At 55.0% G+C, this 17240-nt stretch carries 14 protein-coding genes; 4 read left to right on the top strand and 10 right to left on the bottom strand.

What is annotated here, in order from left to right:
• Positions 1-47: 47 nt before the first annotated feature.
• Both EJQ19_RS17440 and EJQ19_RS17435 read right to left on the bottom strand, forming a co-directional pair.
• The gene (locus tag EJQ19_RS17440) at positions 48-1022 is read right to left on the bottom strand and encodes a TRM11 family SAM-dependent methyltransferase (protein ID WP_126142518.1); all 975 of its coding nucleotides are present in this window, start codon (positions 1020-1022) and stop codon (positions 48-50) included.
• A gap of 4 nt (positions 1023-1026) precedes the next feature.
• Positions 1027-1956: a LysR family transcriptional regulator gene (locus EJQ19_RS17435; protein ID WP_126142517.1), complete on the bottom strand. Its 930-nt coding sequence runs from the start codon at positions 1954-1956 to the stop codon at positions 1027-1029.
• 130 nt (positions 1957-2086) lie between these two features.
• On the opposite strand from EJQ19_RS17435, the gene EJQ19_RS17430 reads away from it, so the two are divergent.
• Complete coding sequence (locus EJQ19_RS17430; RefSeq protein WP_126142516.1) at positions 2087-3160, top strand: branched-chain amino acid aminotransferase; 1074 nt, start codon at positions 2087-2089, stop codon at positions 3158-3160.
• A 78-nt stretch (positions 3161-3238) separates the two neighbouring features.
• Here EJQ19_RS17430 and EJQ19_RS17425 read toward each other — a convergent pair whose 3' ends face one another.
• Together EJQ19_RS17425 and EJQ19_RS17420 are read right to left on the bottom strand one after the other, a co-directional pair.
• Positions 3239-4207, bottom strand: a complete 969-nt coding sequence (locus EJQ19_RS17425; RefSeq protein ID WP_126142515.1) for a glycoside hydrolase family protein — start codon at positions 4205-4207, stop codon at positions 3239-3241.
• A 135-nt stretch (positions 4208-4342) separates the two neighbouring features.
• Positions 4343-4789 (bottom strand): YkvA family protein, encoded by a 447-nt coding sequence (locus EJQ19_RS17420; RefSeq protein ID WP_126142514.1) that lies wholly within the window; start codon positions 4787-4789, stop codon positions 4343-4345.
• 17 nt (positions 4790-4806) lie between these two features.
• Here EJQ19_RS17420 and EJQ19_RS17415 point away from each other — a divergent pair, with 17 nt between their 5' ends.
• Positions 4807-5676: an abortive infection protein gene (locus EJQ19_RS17415; RefSeq protein ID WP_126142513.1), complete on the top strand. Its 870-nt coding sequence runs from the start codon at positions 4807-4809 to the stop codon at positions 5674-5676.
• Positions 5677-6019: 343 nt separating this feature from the next.
• Here the strand turns inward: EJQ19_RS17415 and EJQ19_RS17410 are convergent, their stop codons facing one another.
• The 3 genes from EJQ19_RS17410 to EJQ19_RS17400 are packed head-to-tail and all read right to left on the bottom strand — an operon-like array spanning position 6020 to position 7907.
• Positions 6020-6895 (bottom strand): aminoglycoside 6-adenylyltransferase, encoded by an 876-nt coding sequence (locus EJQ19_RS17410; RefSeq protein WP_126142524.1) that lies wholly within the window; start codon positions 6893-6895, stop codon positions 6020-6022.
• Between the two features lie 36 nt (positions 6896-6931).
• Positions 6932-7393 (bottom strand): signal peptidase II, encoded by a 462-nt coding sequence (gene lspA, locus EJQ19_RS17405; protein ID WP_126142512.1) that lies wholly within the window; start codon positions 7391-7393, stop codon positions 6932-6934.
• 28 nt (positions 7394-7421) lie between these two features.
• The gene (locus EJQ19_RS17400; RefSeq protein ID WP_126142511.1) at positions 7422-7907 is read right to left on the bottom strand and encodes a hypothetical protein; all 486 of its coding nucleotides are present in this window, start codon (positions 7905-7907) and stop codon (positions 7422-7424) included.
• A 149-nt stretch (positions 7908-8056) separates the two neighbouring features.
• On the opposite strand from EJQ19_RS17400, the gene EJQ19_RS17395 reads away from it, so the two are divergent.
• A complete protein-coding gene (locus EJQ19_RS17395) occupies positions 8057-9325 on the top strand; it encodes an MFS transporter (RefSeq protein WP_126142523.1) in 1269 nt (422 codons plus the stop codon).
• 254 nt (positions 9326-9579) lie between these two features.
• Here EJQ19_RS17395 and EJQ19_RS17390 read toward each other — a convergent pair whose 3' ends face one another.
• Positions 9580-9951, bottom strand: coding sequence for a carboxymuconolactone decarboxylase family protein (locus EJQ19_RS17390; RefSeq protein ID WP_277600960.1), 372 nt, complete (start codon positions 9949-9951; stop codon positions 9580-9582).
• Positions 9952-10241: 290 nt separating this feature from the next.
• Here EJQ19_RS17390 and EJQ19_RS17385 point away from each other — a divergent pair, with 290 nt between their 5' ends.
• Positions 10242-11111, top strand: a complete 870-nt coding sequence (locus EJQ19_RS17385; RefSeq protein ID WP_126142510.1) for a sigma-70 family RNA polymerase sigma factor — start codon at positions 10242-10244, stop codon at positions 11109-11111.
• Positions 11112-11194: 83 nt separating this feature from the next.
• Here the strand turns inward: EJQ19_RS17385 and EJQ19_RS17380 are convergent, their stop codons facing one another.
• The gene (locus EJQ19_RS17380; protein ID WP_126142509.1) at positions 11195-13330 is read right to left on the bottom strand and encodes a pectate lyase family protein; all 2136 of its coding nucleotides are present in this window, start codon (positions 13328-13330) and stop codon (positions 11195-11197) included.
• A gap of 301 nt (positions 13331-13631) precedes the next feature.
• Positions 13632-17174, bottom strand: a complete 3543-nt coding sequence (locus EJQ19_RS17375; RefSeq protein WP_164716595.1) for an RCC1 domain-containing protein — start codon at positions 17172-17174, stop codon at positions 13632-13634.
• Positions 17175-17240 lie beyond the last annotated feature (66 nt).

Raw genomic sequence — 17240 nt, 5'->3', positions numbered from 1 at the left:
GTGTATAAGAGACAGCAAGCCCTCCCTCCACTTGCACCTCCATCGATCTATGCCCGCTCACAGACGATGACCTGGCGGGAGAACCGACCCTTATGCGCGAGACAGCGATCCACGATACGTAGCCCGGCCTTCTCTAAAAGCGGATCGATCTCCTCCGTCGTCAAAATGACCGCCCGGCGAGCCAGCCGCCGCGCCGCCTCCAGCATCTCCAAGGCCTCGGCCTCCGGCAGCTTGGAGCATAGGTTGTACGGCATGTCGAGGACGAGCGCGTCGTAGGGGGTGGCTGCGGGCGCGCTCGACGAAGCGGCCGACGCGGAACCCCCATGCGGCGCGAGCGCCCGCATGTCGGACACCCCCACCACTTCCGGCAAGCCGAAGTGGCGCAGATTGACCCGCGCGCCGCGCACGGCCAGCGGGTTCAAATCAAACCCAACGCTGTCGATGCCCATCGACAGCGCCTCAATCAGCACCGTGCCGATGCCGCAGCACGGGTCCACCAGCGTGCCCGCCGCATCGGGCACGGCCACATTCACCACCGCCCGCGCGATGCGCGTAGGGAGGGCGGTGGAATAATTCTGCGGCTTCTGCTGATGCTGCAGCCAGACGGCTTCGCCGTGGGCGCAGTCGCCGAACAGCCAGCGGCCGCCCAGCGCGGTCACGGCGAACCACTGCGCCGGGCGTCGCATCTCCGCCTGCCCGCGGAGATGACGCCCCAGTTCGCGCTCAATCTCGCGCTGCCGGTCATACAGGACCGGCTCGCCCGTCGGCGCGAACACAACCTTGAACGTCGCACCCGTCACGGGGTGCGCCGAGACCAAAGCGGCCAGCTCCGCCAAGCTGCCGGCCTCCAGCTCCACCGCCAGCCGCAGCTTCACGAACGGGCTGCGGCTCGGTTCGACCTTGCGCGCGCTGACCGCGTAGCGCGCGCCGATCACCGAATCTGCGCCCAGCAAGGCGCGCAGCTCCATGTCACATAACGCCTGCTCGTCCTCATGGCAGGCAAATACATACACATACTTCATGTCGCTACCCCTCATTCGTACTCTCGCCATACCGCGTCATCGCATCTTGAAAATCCTGCGTCACCTGTCTTACAAACGCATCCAAGGTGCGGCTGATAAATAGATCCCGCCGATAGACGATGCCGACGTCCTTCTGCGGCACCGGATCCGTGATCGCGAGCGTCCAGCACTGCTCCGCTCCGCTGTTCACATCCGTTCGCGTCACATACGATTGCGGAACAATTGCGCCGCAGACGTTCTGCCTCGCCATTTGCAGCAGCGATTCCAGCGTCGACATCTCGACGATCGGCTTGCATGTCAGTCCGGCGCGCTTGCAGCAATCTTCGATCATATGCCGCACATAGAACTTCCCGGGCAGCATGGCGATCGGCAGCTTGACCAATTCCTCGAGCTTGATCGCCTTCACGCCTTGTACCGCAAAAGGATGCCGGTCCGACACCGCCAGCACCAACCGCTCCGTATACAGCGGAATGCAGTGCAGCTGCTCATCCTCCTCCGGCAAAAAGACGACGCCCACATCCAGCCGATTGTTCAGCAGCCGCTCCTTCGTCTCTTCCGTCGCCAGCTCCGTCACCGACAGCTCGATATTCGGATACTGCGCATGGAACGACATAATCGTCGACGTCAGTAAATGATTGCCGGAGCAGCCGATCCGCAGGCGCCCCCGCTGCATCCCCTGAAGCTCATTCATCGCCGTCTGCGCCTGCTCCAGCTCGTGAAAAACATTCCGGCTGTGCTTCTGCAGCACCACGCCCGCTTCGGTGAGATAGACCTTTTTGCCGATGCGCTGAAAAAGCGGTGAGCCCACCCGATCCTCCAACAGACGGATCTGCTGGCTGAGCGTCGGCTGGGAGATGCCGAGCTTTTCCGCGGCTTTGGTGAAGTGCAGCTCATCGCACACCGCCAAAAAATACACTAACAATCGATAATCCAAGCCGCTCCCTCCGTCCATAGTTATTATCTATGATAATAATTGATAAATTGGAATTGATCAATGAATGCGTTTTTCTTATAGTTAAGGATAAATCAATTTCGGAATATTACGACGAAAAGGTGGTTATCCCATGTACGGCAACATCTCCATTGAAAAAGCTTCCCAACGCAAAACAATGCCCGATCTGGCGCAAAATCTCGGCTTTGGCCGCCATTTTACCGACCATATGTTTATCATGGATTATACCGAAGGCCGCGGTTGGCACGATCCGCGCATTGTGCCTTACGGTCCGATCTCGCATGACCCGGCGGCGATGATTTTCCACTACGGGCAAGCCGTGTTCGAGGGGATGAAAGCTTTCCGCACCGTATCCGGGGAAATTGCGTTATTCCGTCCGGAGCAAAACGCCAAAAGACTCCAACGCTCCAGCGAGCGCCTGAGCATCCCGACCATCGACGAAGCGTTCGTCGTGGAAGCAATTCGTACCCTTGTCAGCCTGGATAAGATCTGGGTACCGGCGAAAAAAGGCTCCTCCCTCTACATCCGCCCGTTCGTCATCGCCACCGAGGCGATGCTGGGCGTTCGTCCGTCAGCGCAGTACTCGTTCATCGTCATTATGTCGCCAGTGGACGCTTATTATGAAGAAGGGCTGCACCCGGTGAACATTCTGGTTGAAAGCTACTACGCGCGCGCCGTGCTCGGCGGCACCGGCAACGCCAAGGTCGCCGGCAACTACGCCGGCAGCCTCAAGGCGCAGACGCTTGCCAAAGAGCATGATTGCGCGCAGGTGCTGTGGCTCGACGCCATTGAGAAAAAGTACCTCGAAGAGGTCGGCTCGATGAACGTCTTCTTCAAGATTGGCGGCGAAGTCGTCACGCCGAGCCTCAGCGGCTCGATCCTCGACGGCATCACGCGTTCGAGTATCATTCATCTTTTGCGCAATTGGGGCATTCCCGTCACCGAGCGCAAAGTGTCCATCGACGAAATCGTGCAGGCGCACGCTGACGGCACGCTGGAAGAAGCCTACGGCACAGGTACGGCCGCCGTCGTGTCCCCAATTGGCAGCCTGCTCTGGAACGGCAACCGCATGGAAATCAACGGCGGACAGACCGGCGAGCTTGTGGAGCGCTTGTACCTGGAGATCACCGGCATTCAGGAAGGTACGCGACCGGATCAGTTCGGCTGGTTGACATACTGCGAGTAAATGGCGCTTATGCACCAACAACAAAGCCCTTTCCCGTACTGCACCTGATGGCGGCAGTCAAAGAAAGGGCTTTTCGTATTATGCTTGAAGCGGAATCGCGACGTTGAAAGACAGGTCCCTGTGCGGATCGACCCCCACAGCGCAATACAGCACCGTCGGCCGGCCATTCTCGAAAAGCAGGGAAGGTCTTTCCAGCGCATCGACAGGCTGAACGGTGCCGTCTTCCCACGCAATCTGGCGCAGAAACGCCAACGGCTGGTCGGCCGGTCCCCAGTTGATGCCGTCCTGTGACCCGAAAAGTGCGACGGAACTAACCCCCGTCCGCGTAAAATACCCCTGAAAATCTTTTACTAACGCATAGAAACGATCCCCCTGCGACCAGATAAAAGGATCCTCCACCGACCAGTCGTTATCGGGGTTCACCATGATCGGCCCGGCCACCTTGCGGAACGGCCCCAGCGGGTGGTCGGCTTCGGCGACGCCGCACACAACTGCCCCGCCTTTTGGCAGCGGCCCTTCGCCCACGCCTTTATATACCATCAATACCTTCCCCTGCGGCGTAACCGTCGCCGTCGGATTGGTCACAACCAGGTGATCCCATGCTCCCGGCGTTACCTCAATGACGGGCTGCTCGTTGCGCCGCCAAGGCCCGCCGGGATGATCGGCTTCCGCAACCCCGATCCGCTGATGATTGCGGTGATCCCAATACTCACCGTTCCCGTAGTTGGCCATGTAGTATAAGTAATATTTGCCCCCGTAAGCAATCAGCGTCGGATTATGAATCACATCGGCGTCCCAGCCTTGTCCGCTGCCTTCCATCACGAAATGCTGGAACTGAAACGGCCCCAGCGGATCATCTCCGACCGCATAACCGACGATCGACTTCGACACCCAGCCGTGATGCCCACTTTCCTCCGGCCAGCACGAGAATAGCATATGATACCGCCCGTCTTCAGCTTTAACCACAGTCGGACACCAGGTATGATACCCCTCCAGTTTGAAAACAGCCCTTCTTGGAACCGGTAGCAGCTTGCTATGAAAGTCCATCCTCTCCACACCTCTCCACACGTATTGTCATTGCTGCCATTGTACGGACAGATCGGTGTGGGCAGCGTTCATTATTTCATGGACTTCTTCCAAAATCTTCGGATCTTGGCTTAGCGGCGACTGGCAGCACGTTGACTATCGCTTATGGGCGCCCGACTCTTCCGACGCAGACTCGCCGCCTTTCGCTTGCTCCGTCACGACTTGTCCGTCAATGTCGATAATGTCCTTGGAGCTGGCCGCTTCTTCGCCGAGCAGATCGCGCAGCTTGTTCTTTGCCTTTTGGCGGACATCGTCGTCGATGTTTTTGGCGACGGCGGCGAGGGCGAGACCGAGCGCGCCCAGGTCGTCGACATAGCCGACAAGCGGCAGCAGGTCGGGAATCGCATCCAGCGGGAAGATCAAATATCCGAGCGCCCCGTAGATTTGCACTTTCGCGCGCAGCGGCGTTTTGGGGCTGTCCAGCGCGTAGAAGAGCAGTAGTCCGGTATAGATGACTTTGCTGCCGGCGGTTTTGGCGACTTTCGCCAGCTTGGCCCAGAAGCCGTCGGGCGAAAAATATTTATCGTATTTGGACGTGTTCATCGCAGACCAACTCCTTTTTGAAGCTGCTTCCTGGCTTTTCCTCTATTATACCCGATTCCTTGTCACTTACCTACGGAAGCGAGCTCGGCACATTTTTACTCGGTGAAAATCTCGCCTACCTGCGCGAGTGCGCCCAAGCCGCCGAAAAACTGTGCGCCGATCATGGGAACCTCGTATTTATCGTCGGGTGCGAGCTGCCGTTGTTCATGAAAGGGCTGATCGCCGGTGAAACGGCTCTCGACCGCCTCCAAACGATGTTCAAGCCTTGGCGGCTCATCATGAGCACGATCAGAATCGGCTCGTTTCACAAACGGCTGAACGCGTTCCTCGGGGCGGCGACGGCCGAGATTCGGAGGCACGTTCACGGCCCGCTCACCTACGCCTCGGGGAGTTGGGAGAACGTCGACTGGACGCCGTTTGACTTTGTCGGTTTGGACTACTACCGGGATAAAATCAACCGCCGCTTCTTCCGGGACAAATTGCGCAAAATCGTCTCCGGCAGCGGCAAGCCCGTCGTTGTGACGGAATTTGGCTGCTGCACGTACCACGGCGCCTCGGACAAAGGCGGCTACGGCTGGGCCGTCATCGATCAATCGAGCGAGCCTCATCGTCTGAAAAGCGGCATCGTCCGCGACGAGGAAGAGCAAGTGACGTACATGACGGAGCTGCTGGACATTTTCAATGAGGAAAATGTCGCTGGCGCCTTCTGGTTCACCTTCGTCATGCCGCTGTATCCGTACACGGAAGAATCCGCCTACAACCTGGACACCGCCAGCTATAGTGTCATTGCCTCGCTGCCTGAGGGCACCGGGCGTACCTATCCCGGCCTCCCTTGGGAGCCGAAAAAAGCGTTCCACGCGCTGGCCGCTTATTATGGGAACACGTAACTCCCTGTTCGGATGACATAGAGCCATTTCGGGAATTACCTGCTGTACGCTGAAAGAAGCCCTAGCGAAGGTCGCTTGGGCTTCTTCTTTGTCTGCTTGTGCCGCCCCCAGTCCACACCTGCAAAAAGCACAGCAAATTTGCTGGAAATACGAAAAAATGGCGGATTACCTGTAAAACTTACATCTAATTGTAAGGAAATGAGAGAATTCGCTCCGTTTCTCAGCGGAATGAGGGAATTTTCATGTACATTATGCAGGTAAACGCTCTATTTCCACGTCCCGCCTCACGTTTTCATGTACAAATTGCAGGTTCTCATCATTCAAGGGCGCTTCGGTGAACCGTTCACTTGTTATTATCACACAGCCCGTGCACCTCATGCAGGTACGTAATGACGTTCACCTCTTCTTCTTGATGGTAGGTAAAATGGAGCCGCTCCGCGACTTCCTTCGCCGCACGACCAAACAGGTCGCACATCTGAAAAAGCGCCTGCCACATCTGCGCATAATCGGCGCTCGCATATGTCGCCTGGAACTGCGTCCAGTCGTCAGGGGAGAGGTGGCGCTTGAAATACTTGCCCATCTTGCCCGCGCTCACTCCCCATCCCGCTGCCGCGCCGATCCGCCACTCCAGCATCCGGATGAGCACCTTGCGGTTGATGCTCTCCAACATAAACATGACGTATGACAGCTCTTCGCGCCGCAGTCCCTTGGCGATATTCAGGCATATCCACCAGAATTCGTTGCAGTTGTCGCGGAACACCTTTTCGGATGGCCGGCGGATGTGGTAGTCGCTGTCGTTCGACGGCGGCACCTCGCCGATCCGTCCGTCTTTATCGAGCAGCACAATGCTTAGGCTGTCGAGCTTTTGATAATAGGCCGCATTCGCAGTCGGCATCAGCGTCAGATCGATGCGGTTGCCGTCCTTGAACTGCATCAGGTACACGATGCGCTCCTGCTCCTCCGGGGGGCTTGCCTCCGGGTCGATGTGCGTCTCATCCGGCATTTGCAGGATGAGACGTTCGCCGAAGCGATCGATCCACGCGGGATTGTGGCGGTAAGGTTCCAGACTCTCCACCGCGTAGACGATGTCGAAGTCTTGGAACGTATCCTTCGTGACGTTCTGGTTCGCTCTGGAGCCGTTCAAAATGACGGCGCGAATGGTCTCGTCTTGTTCTGCGGTGTCCAGAATCAAGGTCATCATCTGTTGTTCTGTACGCATCGAGGTTAGCATAGGCTGTGTATCTCCTTGTTCACATTAGGCGGAGCATCGGCGGTAGAACCGCTCCTTGATGTACTGGACGACAGCATTAAGCACAAAGAGCAGGATACCGAGCTCAATCGCATGATCGGCCATATTCAGCACGCCTTTGCCGGAACGGGAGACGAGAAAATCCGTCACTTGCCCGAACAGCAGCCGGTCGATTCCGTTCCCGGCGGCGCCGCCAACCAGAAAGGCTAGGCTGATGTCGTTCAGCTTGCCGCGAATGCTGCCTTTTCGGCGGTAATAGAGCACAATGGCGACAAATACGACAGCTACGATGCCAAATAGCCGGGCATACCCCTGAAACGAGCTGCCCGCCATGCCGCTGTTCTCGATATGCGTAATCGGCTGCCCCCAGAAAGTCAGCGTTTCATCCATCTCCACATGGAGGCGAACGATGATTTTGGTCAGTTGATCAATGAACACGACAATTAGAGAAATCAAATAGAACAGCATATACGCGTCTCTCCTCTCCAATCCTTCATCACAGCTGCCGCTCCGGTAGAAGCGTTAGACAGCGATTCATGCACAGCAGCCAATCGAGATCCTGGGCGTCCAATTCCGCCAAGCGCTGCGTTCTTGCAGCAATCGGCTGCACGCTCTCGTGAAACCAGATCGACCAAAGCTCGATCTCCCCAGTTATCTCCCGACAGTGCTCCTCAACATAGCTCAGCAGCTGCGTCTTCCACTTCTCATCCGTATGCCCGCCGAGCCAATAGATATACGGCTTGCTAATATAATGTTCCAGCCCGTACGGGGGATTTGTGCATACCGCGATCTGAAGCGCATTCATCATCCCATGGCTCGCAACGACCATAACCTCGAGCTCGTCGTCGAGCTCATCCCATGAAACCGGCCCCGAAGGCGGACTGTCCATTTGTTTGATCTCCTTGACCTTTTTCCAAACGGCTCCGGTCAAATCGATTTCCGTCAGCGGTTGATCCGCCGCAATAAAGTTATATAGGCTCATCGGGAGACTTCCCTCCTTACTCCTTGGGTTGATTCTTTTATTGTAAACCACGGGGTGGAGGTTTGCCTATTTCTGCGGGGAGGGGTATCCTTATTCTTGTTGCACATCCTTTGCGTCATGCATCAAGAAACGGAGCCCGACTTCCCATGATGAAATCCTCCTTCTTAACTCGGCCATTCTACTTCCTGTGGACGACACAGACTGCGGCGAACGCCGCAGACGTGCTATACATTATGGCTCTTACCGTGCTGGTGCTGAACCAGACCGACTCGTTAGTTTCCGCAGCGTTCATGCCGCTCATGCGCAGCGCCGCTCAGATGATGAGCGGGCTGATTGCGCCGATCCTCATTAACCGCTTTAAGCTGCCCGCTCTGCTGCTCGTATCGCAGACGGGCCAGTTTCTGTTGTTCGTGGCTTTGGCTGTTTATCTCCAGCTTCACGGTGACGGAGCATCATTTGCGCTTGTTTTTTCGTTAGTTTTTGCAATGTCCTTCCTCGACGGGTGGACGGTTCCTGCCCGCAACGCGCTTGTTCCGCGACTTGTGACGCAGGAGCAGGGCCTGCTCAAGGCCAACGGTCTGATCAGCGTCAGCGACCAGGTTGTGCAGTTTGCCGGCTGGGGGCTGAGCGGTGTGATCGTTGCTTGGCTTGGCCCGAGTCCTGCACTGCTGGTGACGGCTGTCGTCTACGGGCTGGCTGCGGCGTTTACGCTTGGCGTTAGAGAACCTTATTCAAGAGTACAGTCCGAAGGCAGCACTGCTGCCACAGGCGAATCTGTTTCCTCCTCCAAATGGCACATGCTGACCGAAGGTTGGAAACTGATCTGGCGGATGCCGCGCTTGCGACTACTCACATTTATGGACATCATCGATATGCTAGGCGGGTCGGTATGGGTCGGCGCGTTTACGCTCGCTTTCGTACAAGTTGCGCTCGGCCAAGGTGAAGAGTGGTGGGGATTCATTAATGCGGCTTATTTTGCGGGAACGGTCAGCGGCGGCTTGTTGGTACTTGCGCTTGTTCGAGTCATCGGCACCCGCTACCTTGCCGCCATGTTGGTGGGTATGGCGGGATACGGCGTGCTAACGGCCTTTTACGCGCTCACGACCAGCCCGTATATCGCGCTTGTTCTTGTTCTGTTGATGGGGCCGTTCGCCGAGATGTCCATCGTCAACCGACGTACCTTGATTCAGCGCAGTGTAGCGCAAGAGGTGCTGCCGAACGTGTTGTCTGCCCAAGCTTCCTTGCTGCATCTCGTATTCTGCATTTCGCTGCTGGTCATGGCCGGCATTGCCGAACGGTTCGGCATCGTGAACCTGTATCTCTTTGCGTCCGGGCTTACGCTGCTGGCGCTAGGCGTTGGCCTGATCGGCCTCCGGGCTTTTCGGGCAGGATCAGCGCATGGGAGCCAGCGGGAGTGATTGGGCATATACCGTGATTGCCTAGTGGACACAAATGTCCTTTAGCGGCGCTTTTTCGGAGAATACGCGGTCTAGCAGACAGAAACGGCCGTTAGACGCGTGAAGCTGCGTCAAAACGGCCGTTTTCAGGCTTAACTGTCATTTCTGACCGTTAACTAGTAAGAATCGCTGATTTAGCGGCGCTAACGGCCAAAAATGTCCATTGCAGAAGCCAGCTCTGCGCCTCCTTTCTACTGCCGAACACCTCTCTGCAATTATTTTGCCGCAGGACCTGCTGGGAGCTGTCTTGTGGAAACATTAAATCGATTCCAGAGGTTGGCTGTGGCGATTCCGGCGATGAGGGTGGCGAGCGCCGTCTCGTCGAAATGACGGGCCGCTTCGTCAAAGATCTCATCCGACACCGGATTATCCTGATCGCTGAGTCGGGTAACGGCTTCACTTAGCGCTAGGGCGGCGCGTTCAGCGGCATCAAAGCCATTCGCCTCGCGCCACGCCGACACGGCCAGCACACGTTCTTTCGATTCGCCCGCCGCCATGGCATTGCGTGAGTGCAGCTCGACGCACGCACTGTCCCCATTGATCTGACTTGCTCGCAGATACATAAGAAAAAGCGTACGGCTCGGGATCCCTGCCTACTCCGCTGATGCAAACAACGCTTTGCCCAGCGCTTGCAGCGCTTGGGATGCTTCGGGCAGGATTATGGCAGGACTGGCCATTCTTGGCTTCATAAGAAAGACTCCTTTTAATTATGATTAGAGCCGGTGGAGGCCCTTCATCTGGTTGACGAATCAAACCTAGCGAGATGTGACATTCTTTTCGAAAAAAGATAGCTATCGAGGATCTGTCACATAATCAGGCTGACCTTCGTCAATTCTTTATAGAAAGCTTGCATTTATTTCGCGGAGGAGTCTGAATCATGAGTGAACAAGCAGGGACAGCCGCCACATTCGAAATGCACCGAAACCACCTTCAGTCTGTCGCTTACCGCATGCTAGGCTCCTTAAGCGAAGCGGAAGATGCCGTACAGGAAGCTTGGCTGAGGCTGAGCCGCGTGGATGCGAGCTCCATTGACAATATGAGAGGATGGTTGACCACCGTAGTTTCGCGTATATGTCTGGATATGCTGCGGTCGCGAAAAGCCAGACGCGAAGCTCCGATGGCAGAGCCAACGCCCGAAATGTCCATGAGCTATACGAATCTCGCAGATCCCGAACAAGAAGCCGAACTGGCTGAAGCTGTCGGTGTTGCTCTTCTGGTCGTACTCGGCAATTTGAACCCGGCAGAGCGCATCACTTTCGTGCTCCATGATATTTTTGCCGTGTCTTTTGGCGAGATTGCTCCTATTGTCGGAAAATCGGAGATGGCGACAAGACAGCTGGCGAGCCGGGCCCGCCGCCGGATTCGTGGAGCTCAGGCATCATCTGAGGTCGACGTTCCCCGCCAACGCGACGTTGTTCAGGCTTTCCTCGCCGCAGCTCACACAGGGGATTTCGCTACGCTTGTACGCGTGCTGGACCCGGATGTCGTCCTCCGTGACGATCGCCAAGCCGCTTCTGTGAACGTAACCCGTGGAGCCGCAGCATTGGCGGATCAAGTAGCAGGTCGAGCAGAGAAAGCAGCGCAGCTCGCCCTGGTAAACGGAGCGATTGGCATTATCGTTGCCCCTCGAGGGAGACTGCGCTATGTTCTTCAATTTACGATACTGAACGGAAAAATTACCGAGGTTGACCTGATCTCCGATCACGAACGTGTGCAACAACTTGAACTGAACGTACTGATCGATTAAAAGCCTGGCGTCGTAAGCGCTCAGAAGTGCCAAAAACCGAGAGCAAGCACTCAGCTTGCACCCGGTTTTTGCTTTTCCATCGGCTATTCCAGCTTCATGTAATACAGATTAGTCACATCATCCTTGGTAATCGTATGTGCCCCAGGCGCAAGCGATACGGTAATAATGCCGTTTGTCATCGCATAACTCGTGCCGTCTACCTTCACTTTTGTCCCGTTTGCGGTGTTCAGCACTAAGGTTAATGTTTGGGCAGTTGTTGTGGTAAAGGCAATGCTGGTTGAACTCTCCATTTTCAAACATTGCGTCAGCGTTAAACCGTTATAAACCACGGTTCCCTTCGATGTGGAAAGATTGCCTTGAATGTTGAAGAAGCTGCTTGTTGTGCCGTCTGTCGTAAAGTTATGGACAATTGCCGCTCCAGGTGTCGGTGTAGGAGTCGGCGTCAACGTTGGTGGTGTTGGCGTTGGTGGTGTTGGCGTTGGTGTCGATGTCGGTGGTGTGGGTGTTGGCGTTGGTGTCGGCGTAGATGGCGAGGAATTCCCTCCTATCGATACAAGCTGCGTTGTGTAATTGCGAATGGCCGTCATCAACGGTGCATTCAGGCTGGACGATGCGTCATCCACGGCGTCATTAAAGGACCAAGTAAAGTCCCCCCCGCCTAGGCGCCCGGCTTTTGCCGAAACAACCTGTTCCACACTGCTTACGCTGTCAATGTTAGCGGCATTTACGCCCGTATCTTTGAGTGTATCAAAGTTGTTATAGGCGGTGCCGCCTACTAATGCTTTGTAGGAGCTAGGCACCGTCTCGCTTCTGGATGAAGCCAAGTACGCATCGAACGATGTCGCATTCGCCGCAGCCGTCCCTGCATTGGAATTTGCATAAATCAAGCTTTCCGCGTCCACAACCGCATTATTGTAGGCCTTAATCATGCCTCCATCTTCGCCGGAGAATGTTCCTTCGGCCTGCAATGCATCGGAGCCCTGCAACGAGCTCATCATCGGTTTTTTGGCGTGTCTGAAATAATTGGATTCTACAAAGGCCGAGCTTCCTGTTGTCACACCCACAGCATATTTGGAGATGCCGTCAAAGAAGTTATTATAGATGTGAATCGAGCCTGTACGGATACGCGGATGACGAGAATCGGAATGATCGAACCAGTTATGATGGAATGTGGCAAAAAATTCCGCCGACTCATCAAAGCCGACCAGTGCCGCTTTTCCGGAATCCCAGTAGTGGTTATAGGAAACGGTCAGATACGTAGAACCTTTTTTCATGTCCGTGGAGCCGTCGCCTTTGGCCTGGTCAGCATCTCCACCTGCGGTTCCATAGAAGATATCATTATGATGCACCCAGACATTCACATTGCCCGTATCCAACGAAATTCCGTCATCAGGGAATAACATGATCCCTAGATTTCTGACTTCAACATTCCCGGTATATCGGAGCAAAATTCCCCATCCGTAAGCGTAAGCATCGTTTCCGATCCCCTCTAGGGTAATATTCATTTCTGAGTAATTCGACTTGCCTTTGACTTGCAGATATCCGCTGCTGTTCAACTGCCCGCTCATATCGTCATCAGTTACTTTGCCAATGAATCGGACGGCAAGCGGTGTGGTGTCATAGCCCTTTTGCCGGAGAGCCATGATGGCAGCCAGACCAACGCCTGTTTGTTTACCACCCGAACTGTTAACTTTCACATCCAGGGCAACGGTCTGCGCCGTCTCCGACGTTACATAAATAACTTGGGCGCCGCTTTTCAGCGTACCGTTATCGTTATAAGCCCCTGACCCAGTGCCATATTGCGAGCTGCTGGAAAAAGCAAAACCGGATCGGTCATGCGCGGCCACAGCCAGCGTATTGGTAACGGCGCTTTCCGTTGAGCCGCCGGACAGTTTGGCTTCCACTTTCATAACATAATTGCCGGCTGCAAGCCCTACCGCATCGGCTCTCCAGTAGGAAGGGTACTTGCGGATCAATTCAGTATCCAGCTGCTGGTATTGGGAATCGGATGCACTTGCAGGTTTCACATAGACGTTATATCCCACCGCGTTGCTGACAGGCGACCATTGGACGTAAGCCGTCTCATTCCAACCGCCGCTGCCCGTGATGGTAAGACCGGCAGCCTGTACGGCCTTGCTGGCAAATCCGCTTGCAATTAAAGACAGTACAAGCGCAAATAACAATACGTAGTTCGTTACCTTCGTAACACTCTTGTTCAATTGAATCCCTCCCGCGTGAATTTGGTTGCGACGCACTTGAATCCGCTTACAATCGCTTGTAAATTTGCGTGAGATCCCCCCTCGCTTCAGGAAAGCTCAAATCAACTTCCATAATTTAGAACATTCTCAGCTTAGCAGTCGGGGAGATGGTTCCGAAATAATCATTTGCTCACATTGCCCATTTCTGAGCTAATGATTATCGGGGAGGGTAAATGACACTTGAAACGGGAAGTGGCATAAAAGGCTGACGATTCCTTTGCTAAAGCAGGAGGAAACGTCAGCCTTTTGGATTTTAAACCATTCAAGAATGAAAGGAGTCAATTAAGTTCGCCTTAGCCAGCATCCTGTACACGATAGCCGCCGTTTCTGCCCTCGTCATATTCCGCCCCGGCATTAGTTCCGACTGGGAACCCTGTATAAGCCCACTGTTCACGGTGGCGACGACCGCTTGTTCGGCCCAGGCGTGAACGGAGGTGCCGTCAACAAACTGAGATAATCTCGCTTGTATATTGGAGCTGCTGAAGCTCGTATCCAGTCCGGCAAGCCTCATCGCCCTGTAGATCATCGTGATCGCTTCTTCCCGTGTAATGGTACGATCTGGATGGAAAGTGCCATTGGCATCCCCTTCAATCAGCCCATACGAAAGGGCTGCAGCTACCGAGCCGTTATACCACGCATCCTCGTTCACATCCGTGAACGCACGAGATGCGCTCATCGAATCTGCCAGCCCTAGGGCCCGTACAAGAATAGCCGTAAACTCCGAACGTGTAATGGAGGCGTCTGGATGAAAATGATGTTCGTCCACTCCCCCCACCACCATTCGTGCTCCCAAATCGTTCACGACGTCCTTTGCCCAATGGGACTCGACATCCTCGAATCGGATCGAATTCGCAATGAGCGCATACGTACTGTTGGTTAGGCTGCTCACAACGGCAACTGACTTGCCTTGCTGCGTCGTAAAACGCGTAGGCACGTGGTGAATGGTTCCGTCTGCGTCGATTCTCACCGCTGTGCTCACTGTGGGTGGACGAACACCCTCAGGAAGCAGAAGCTCTCTCTCCACATAGGCGTTGAACGCCTTGATTTGTATCTCTTTGCCGCGGTAGGAAATCACTACGTTAAAATCAACTGGCACTCCAATAACAGCGGCGTTCTCTTTCCCGGTCTGGGCAGATCTGCTTTTCGCAATATCGATGTGGAAAACCATATCTGCCAGGGACGCCTGCTCTCCGAATGCTTCCGTCCATGCATCAAGCATGATCGCGCCCATGGACAGCTTATAATTGCCATTTACCGTTTGCACAATAAGCATCCCCTGCTTGTTCGCCATATCTGCTGCAGCATTCCCGTTCAGAACCAAGGACACTTTGTCAACCTGTTGCGCAACTGAAATGACGACTTCCGGCCGCTCGTCCTTCTCTTCGAGCTGCGCCTGCCATTTATCCGCATCCATGTACACAGTCATCTCAGCCCGATTCTGTGAGATGGAAACATCATGAATCAGATCCTGATCTTCACCATCCACGGTCACACGCAGTCCCGTGTAGGTTTCCAGCGGCTTCTCGGTATTCTCCTCTGGTGAGAGGTTGCCTGTTTCCGGATCAGAGTCTCCTTCATCCGTGGAGTCGTCTACCGGATCTGCGAGCCACTTCGCATACAGTTCCACATTTTCAGCGCCAATGCTAAATATATCCCCTGCCACATAGGCCGTTCCGCTGCCATCCTTCTGCGTGTTCCATCCCGCAAACGTGTAACCGGGGTTTCTCAGGTTCCCCGTATTCCCCAGCACCGTAACCGGCATCCCCTGCTCATACGCATTGCTATCGATCGGTACAGCGCCTGTCCCGCCATACACAACGTAGGTGACCGTGTAGGTCGGGTTCTGTGTCCATTTCGCATACAGCTCCACATTCTCCGTACCGATGTTAAATGTAGCCCCCGCCATATACGTCGTTCCATTGCCATCCTTCTGCGTGTTCCATCCCGCAAACGTGTAGCCGGGCCTCGCTAGATTCCCCGTATTGCCTAGCACCGTGACCGGCATCCCCTGCTCATACGCATTGCTATCGATCGGTACAGCGCCTGTTCCGCCATACACAACGTAGGTGACCGTGTAAGTCGGGTTCTGCGTCCACTTGGCATACAGCTCCACATCCGCCGTGCCTATGTTAAAAGCTGCTCCCACGGCGTACGTCGTCCCGTTTCCATCTGCCTGCGTATTCCACCCGGCAAAGGTATAGCCAGGTCTCGTCAGATCTCCACTTCCTAATGCGATAACCGTTTCGCCTTGATAATACACATTCGGATCTGTCGGTACCGTTCCTGTCCCGCCATTTGTATGATAGGTGATAGAGAAAGTCGGAATGGCTAAAGTTCGAATGGTCACCTTATTGTAAATACTTTTTCTGCCGTCCTTGTCTTTCACAATCACGATGAATGTGTAGGATTGATCGTCATAGAGGTCCGTTACTTGCTTGATGTCCATATCCGGCTCATAAGTACCGATTCGAATACCGCTGGATTCAACGGCACTGACGGTTGCTGCCGTTCTGCTGCCGATTTGGTAGACCTGGTACTCCAGCTCTCCCTGCTTGCTAAGATTGTCGGTCGCTTTCTGCCAAGACAACGTAACGCCTGTTTCCGTAATGTCGGTAGGGGTAATGTCCGGATTGGCTATGGTAGGCGGAGTTAGATCCAACACTGCCGCGTTGCGAACCGGCACCGTCCGGCTTTCCCTCGTTTTATCCCCTAGTTCGCCATATCCGTTATAGCCCCAGGCCCAGATTTCCCCGCCCGACTGCATGGCTGTAGCGTTGTAACCGCCCCCGCCCAGAGCGACCACATCCGTTAACCCGCTTACTTGCACGGGACTTAATCTCGTCGTCGTCGTTCCATCACCCAATTGCCCATAATTGTTATAGCCCCAGCTCCAAACCGTTCCATCTTCCTTCAACGCGTAGCTAAAGTGAGTGCCTGCCGCAACGCTCTTCACATGGTCCAGGCCTGTAACTTGAACGGGGGTTACCCGGGTTGTGGTGGTTCCGTCGCCTAGCGTTCCGTACGTATTTCTCCCCCAGGTCCAGACCGTTCCGTCTTCCTTCACAGCCATACTATGGTGATCTCCTGCTGCGATGGCCTTCACGCCACTTATGCTCACTTGATAGGGCGACGTGCGGTCTGCGGAGATCCCGCCCCCAGACTCTCCATACGAATTTCTTCCCCACGCCCATACCGTTCCGTCCGACTTCAGCGCCAGGCTGTGATAGCCTGCATTGACAAGGGCGACGACATCTGTCAGGCCGACTACTTGCACGGGCAGTTGTCTTTGTGTCGTTGTTCCGTCGCCTAACTCCCCGTTGTCGTTCCGTCCCCACGCCCATACAGTCCCATCGTCCTTCAACGCCAAAACATGATAACCAAGCCCGGTAGACACAGCGGTCACCCCGCTCATCCCTCTGACCTGCACGGGAGTCGTTCGGTTTGTAAGCGTACCGTCCCCTAACTGACCATTCCCATTCAAGCCCCAGGCCCATAATGTCCCGTCTTCCTTAATCGCATAGGTGCTCATAATGCTCGTCGCGATTTGCTTCACGTGATCCAGATTCTTTATCTGCAGCGGCCAAGTGGAGTACGTCCCCGTATCATAAGATAATTGGCTCTTATCATTTCGTCCCCATGCCCATACCGTTCCGTCGCTAAGAAGGACCGCGCTATGGTAATAGCCGGTTGCCAGCTGCGGGGCAACAACATAATTCGCAGCATGCGCAGACTTCATTGGAGCAATGGGAATGAACCCTAAAAGAACAACGAGTGCGACGATCAATTTGTTAAGTCGGTTTAGCATTTGTACCTCCATGGCCTTAGCTCTTTTGTACAATTCACCCCCATTTTACAAATTCCTGACATCCCG

Source organism: Paenibacillus whitsoniae (assembly GCF_003955665.1).
Classification (GTDB): Bacteria; Bacillota; Bacilli; order Paenibacillales; family NBRC-103111; genus Paenibacillus_E; species Paenibacillus_E whitsoniae.
This window is presented reverse-complemented; position numbering and strand designations above follow the sequence as displayed.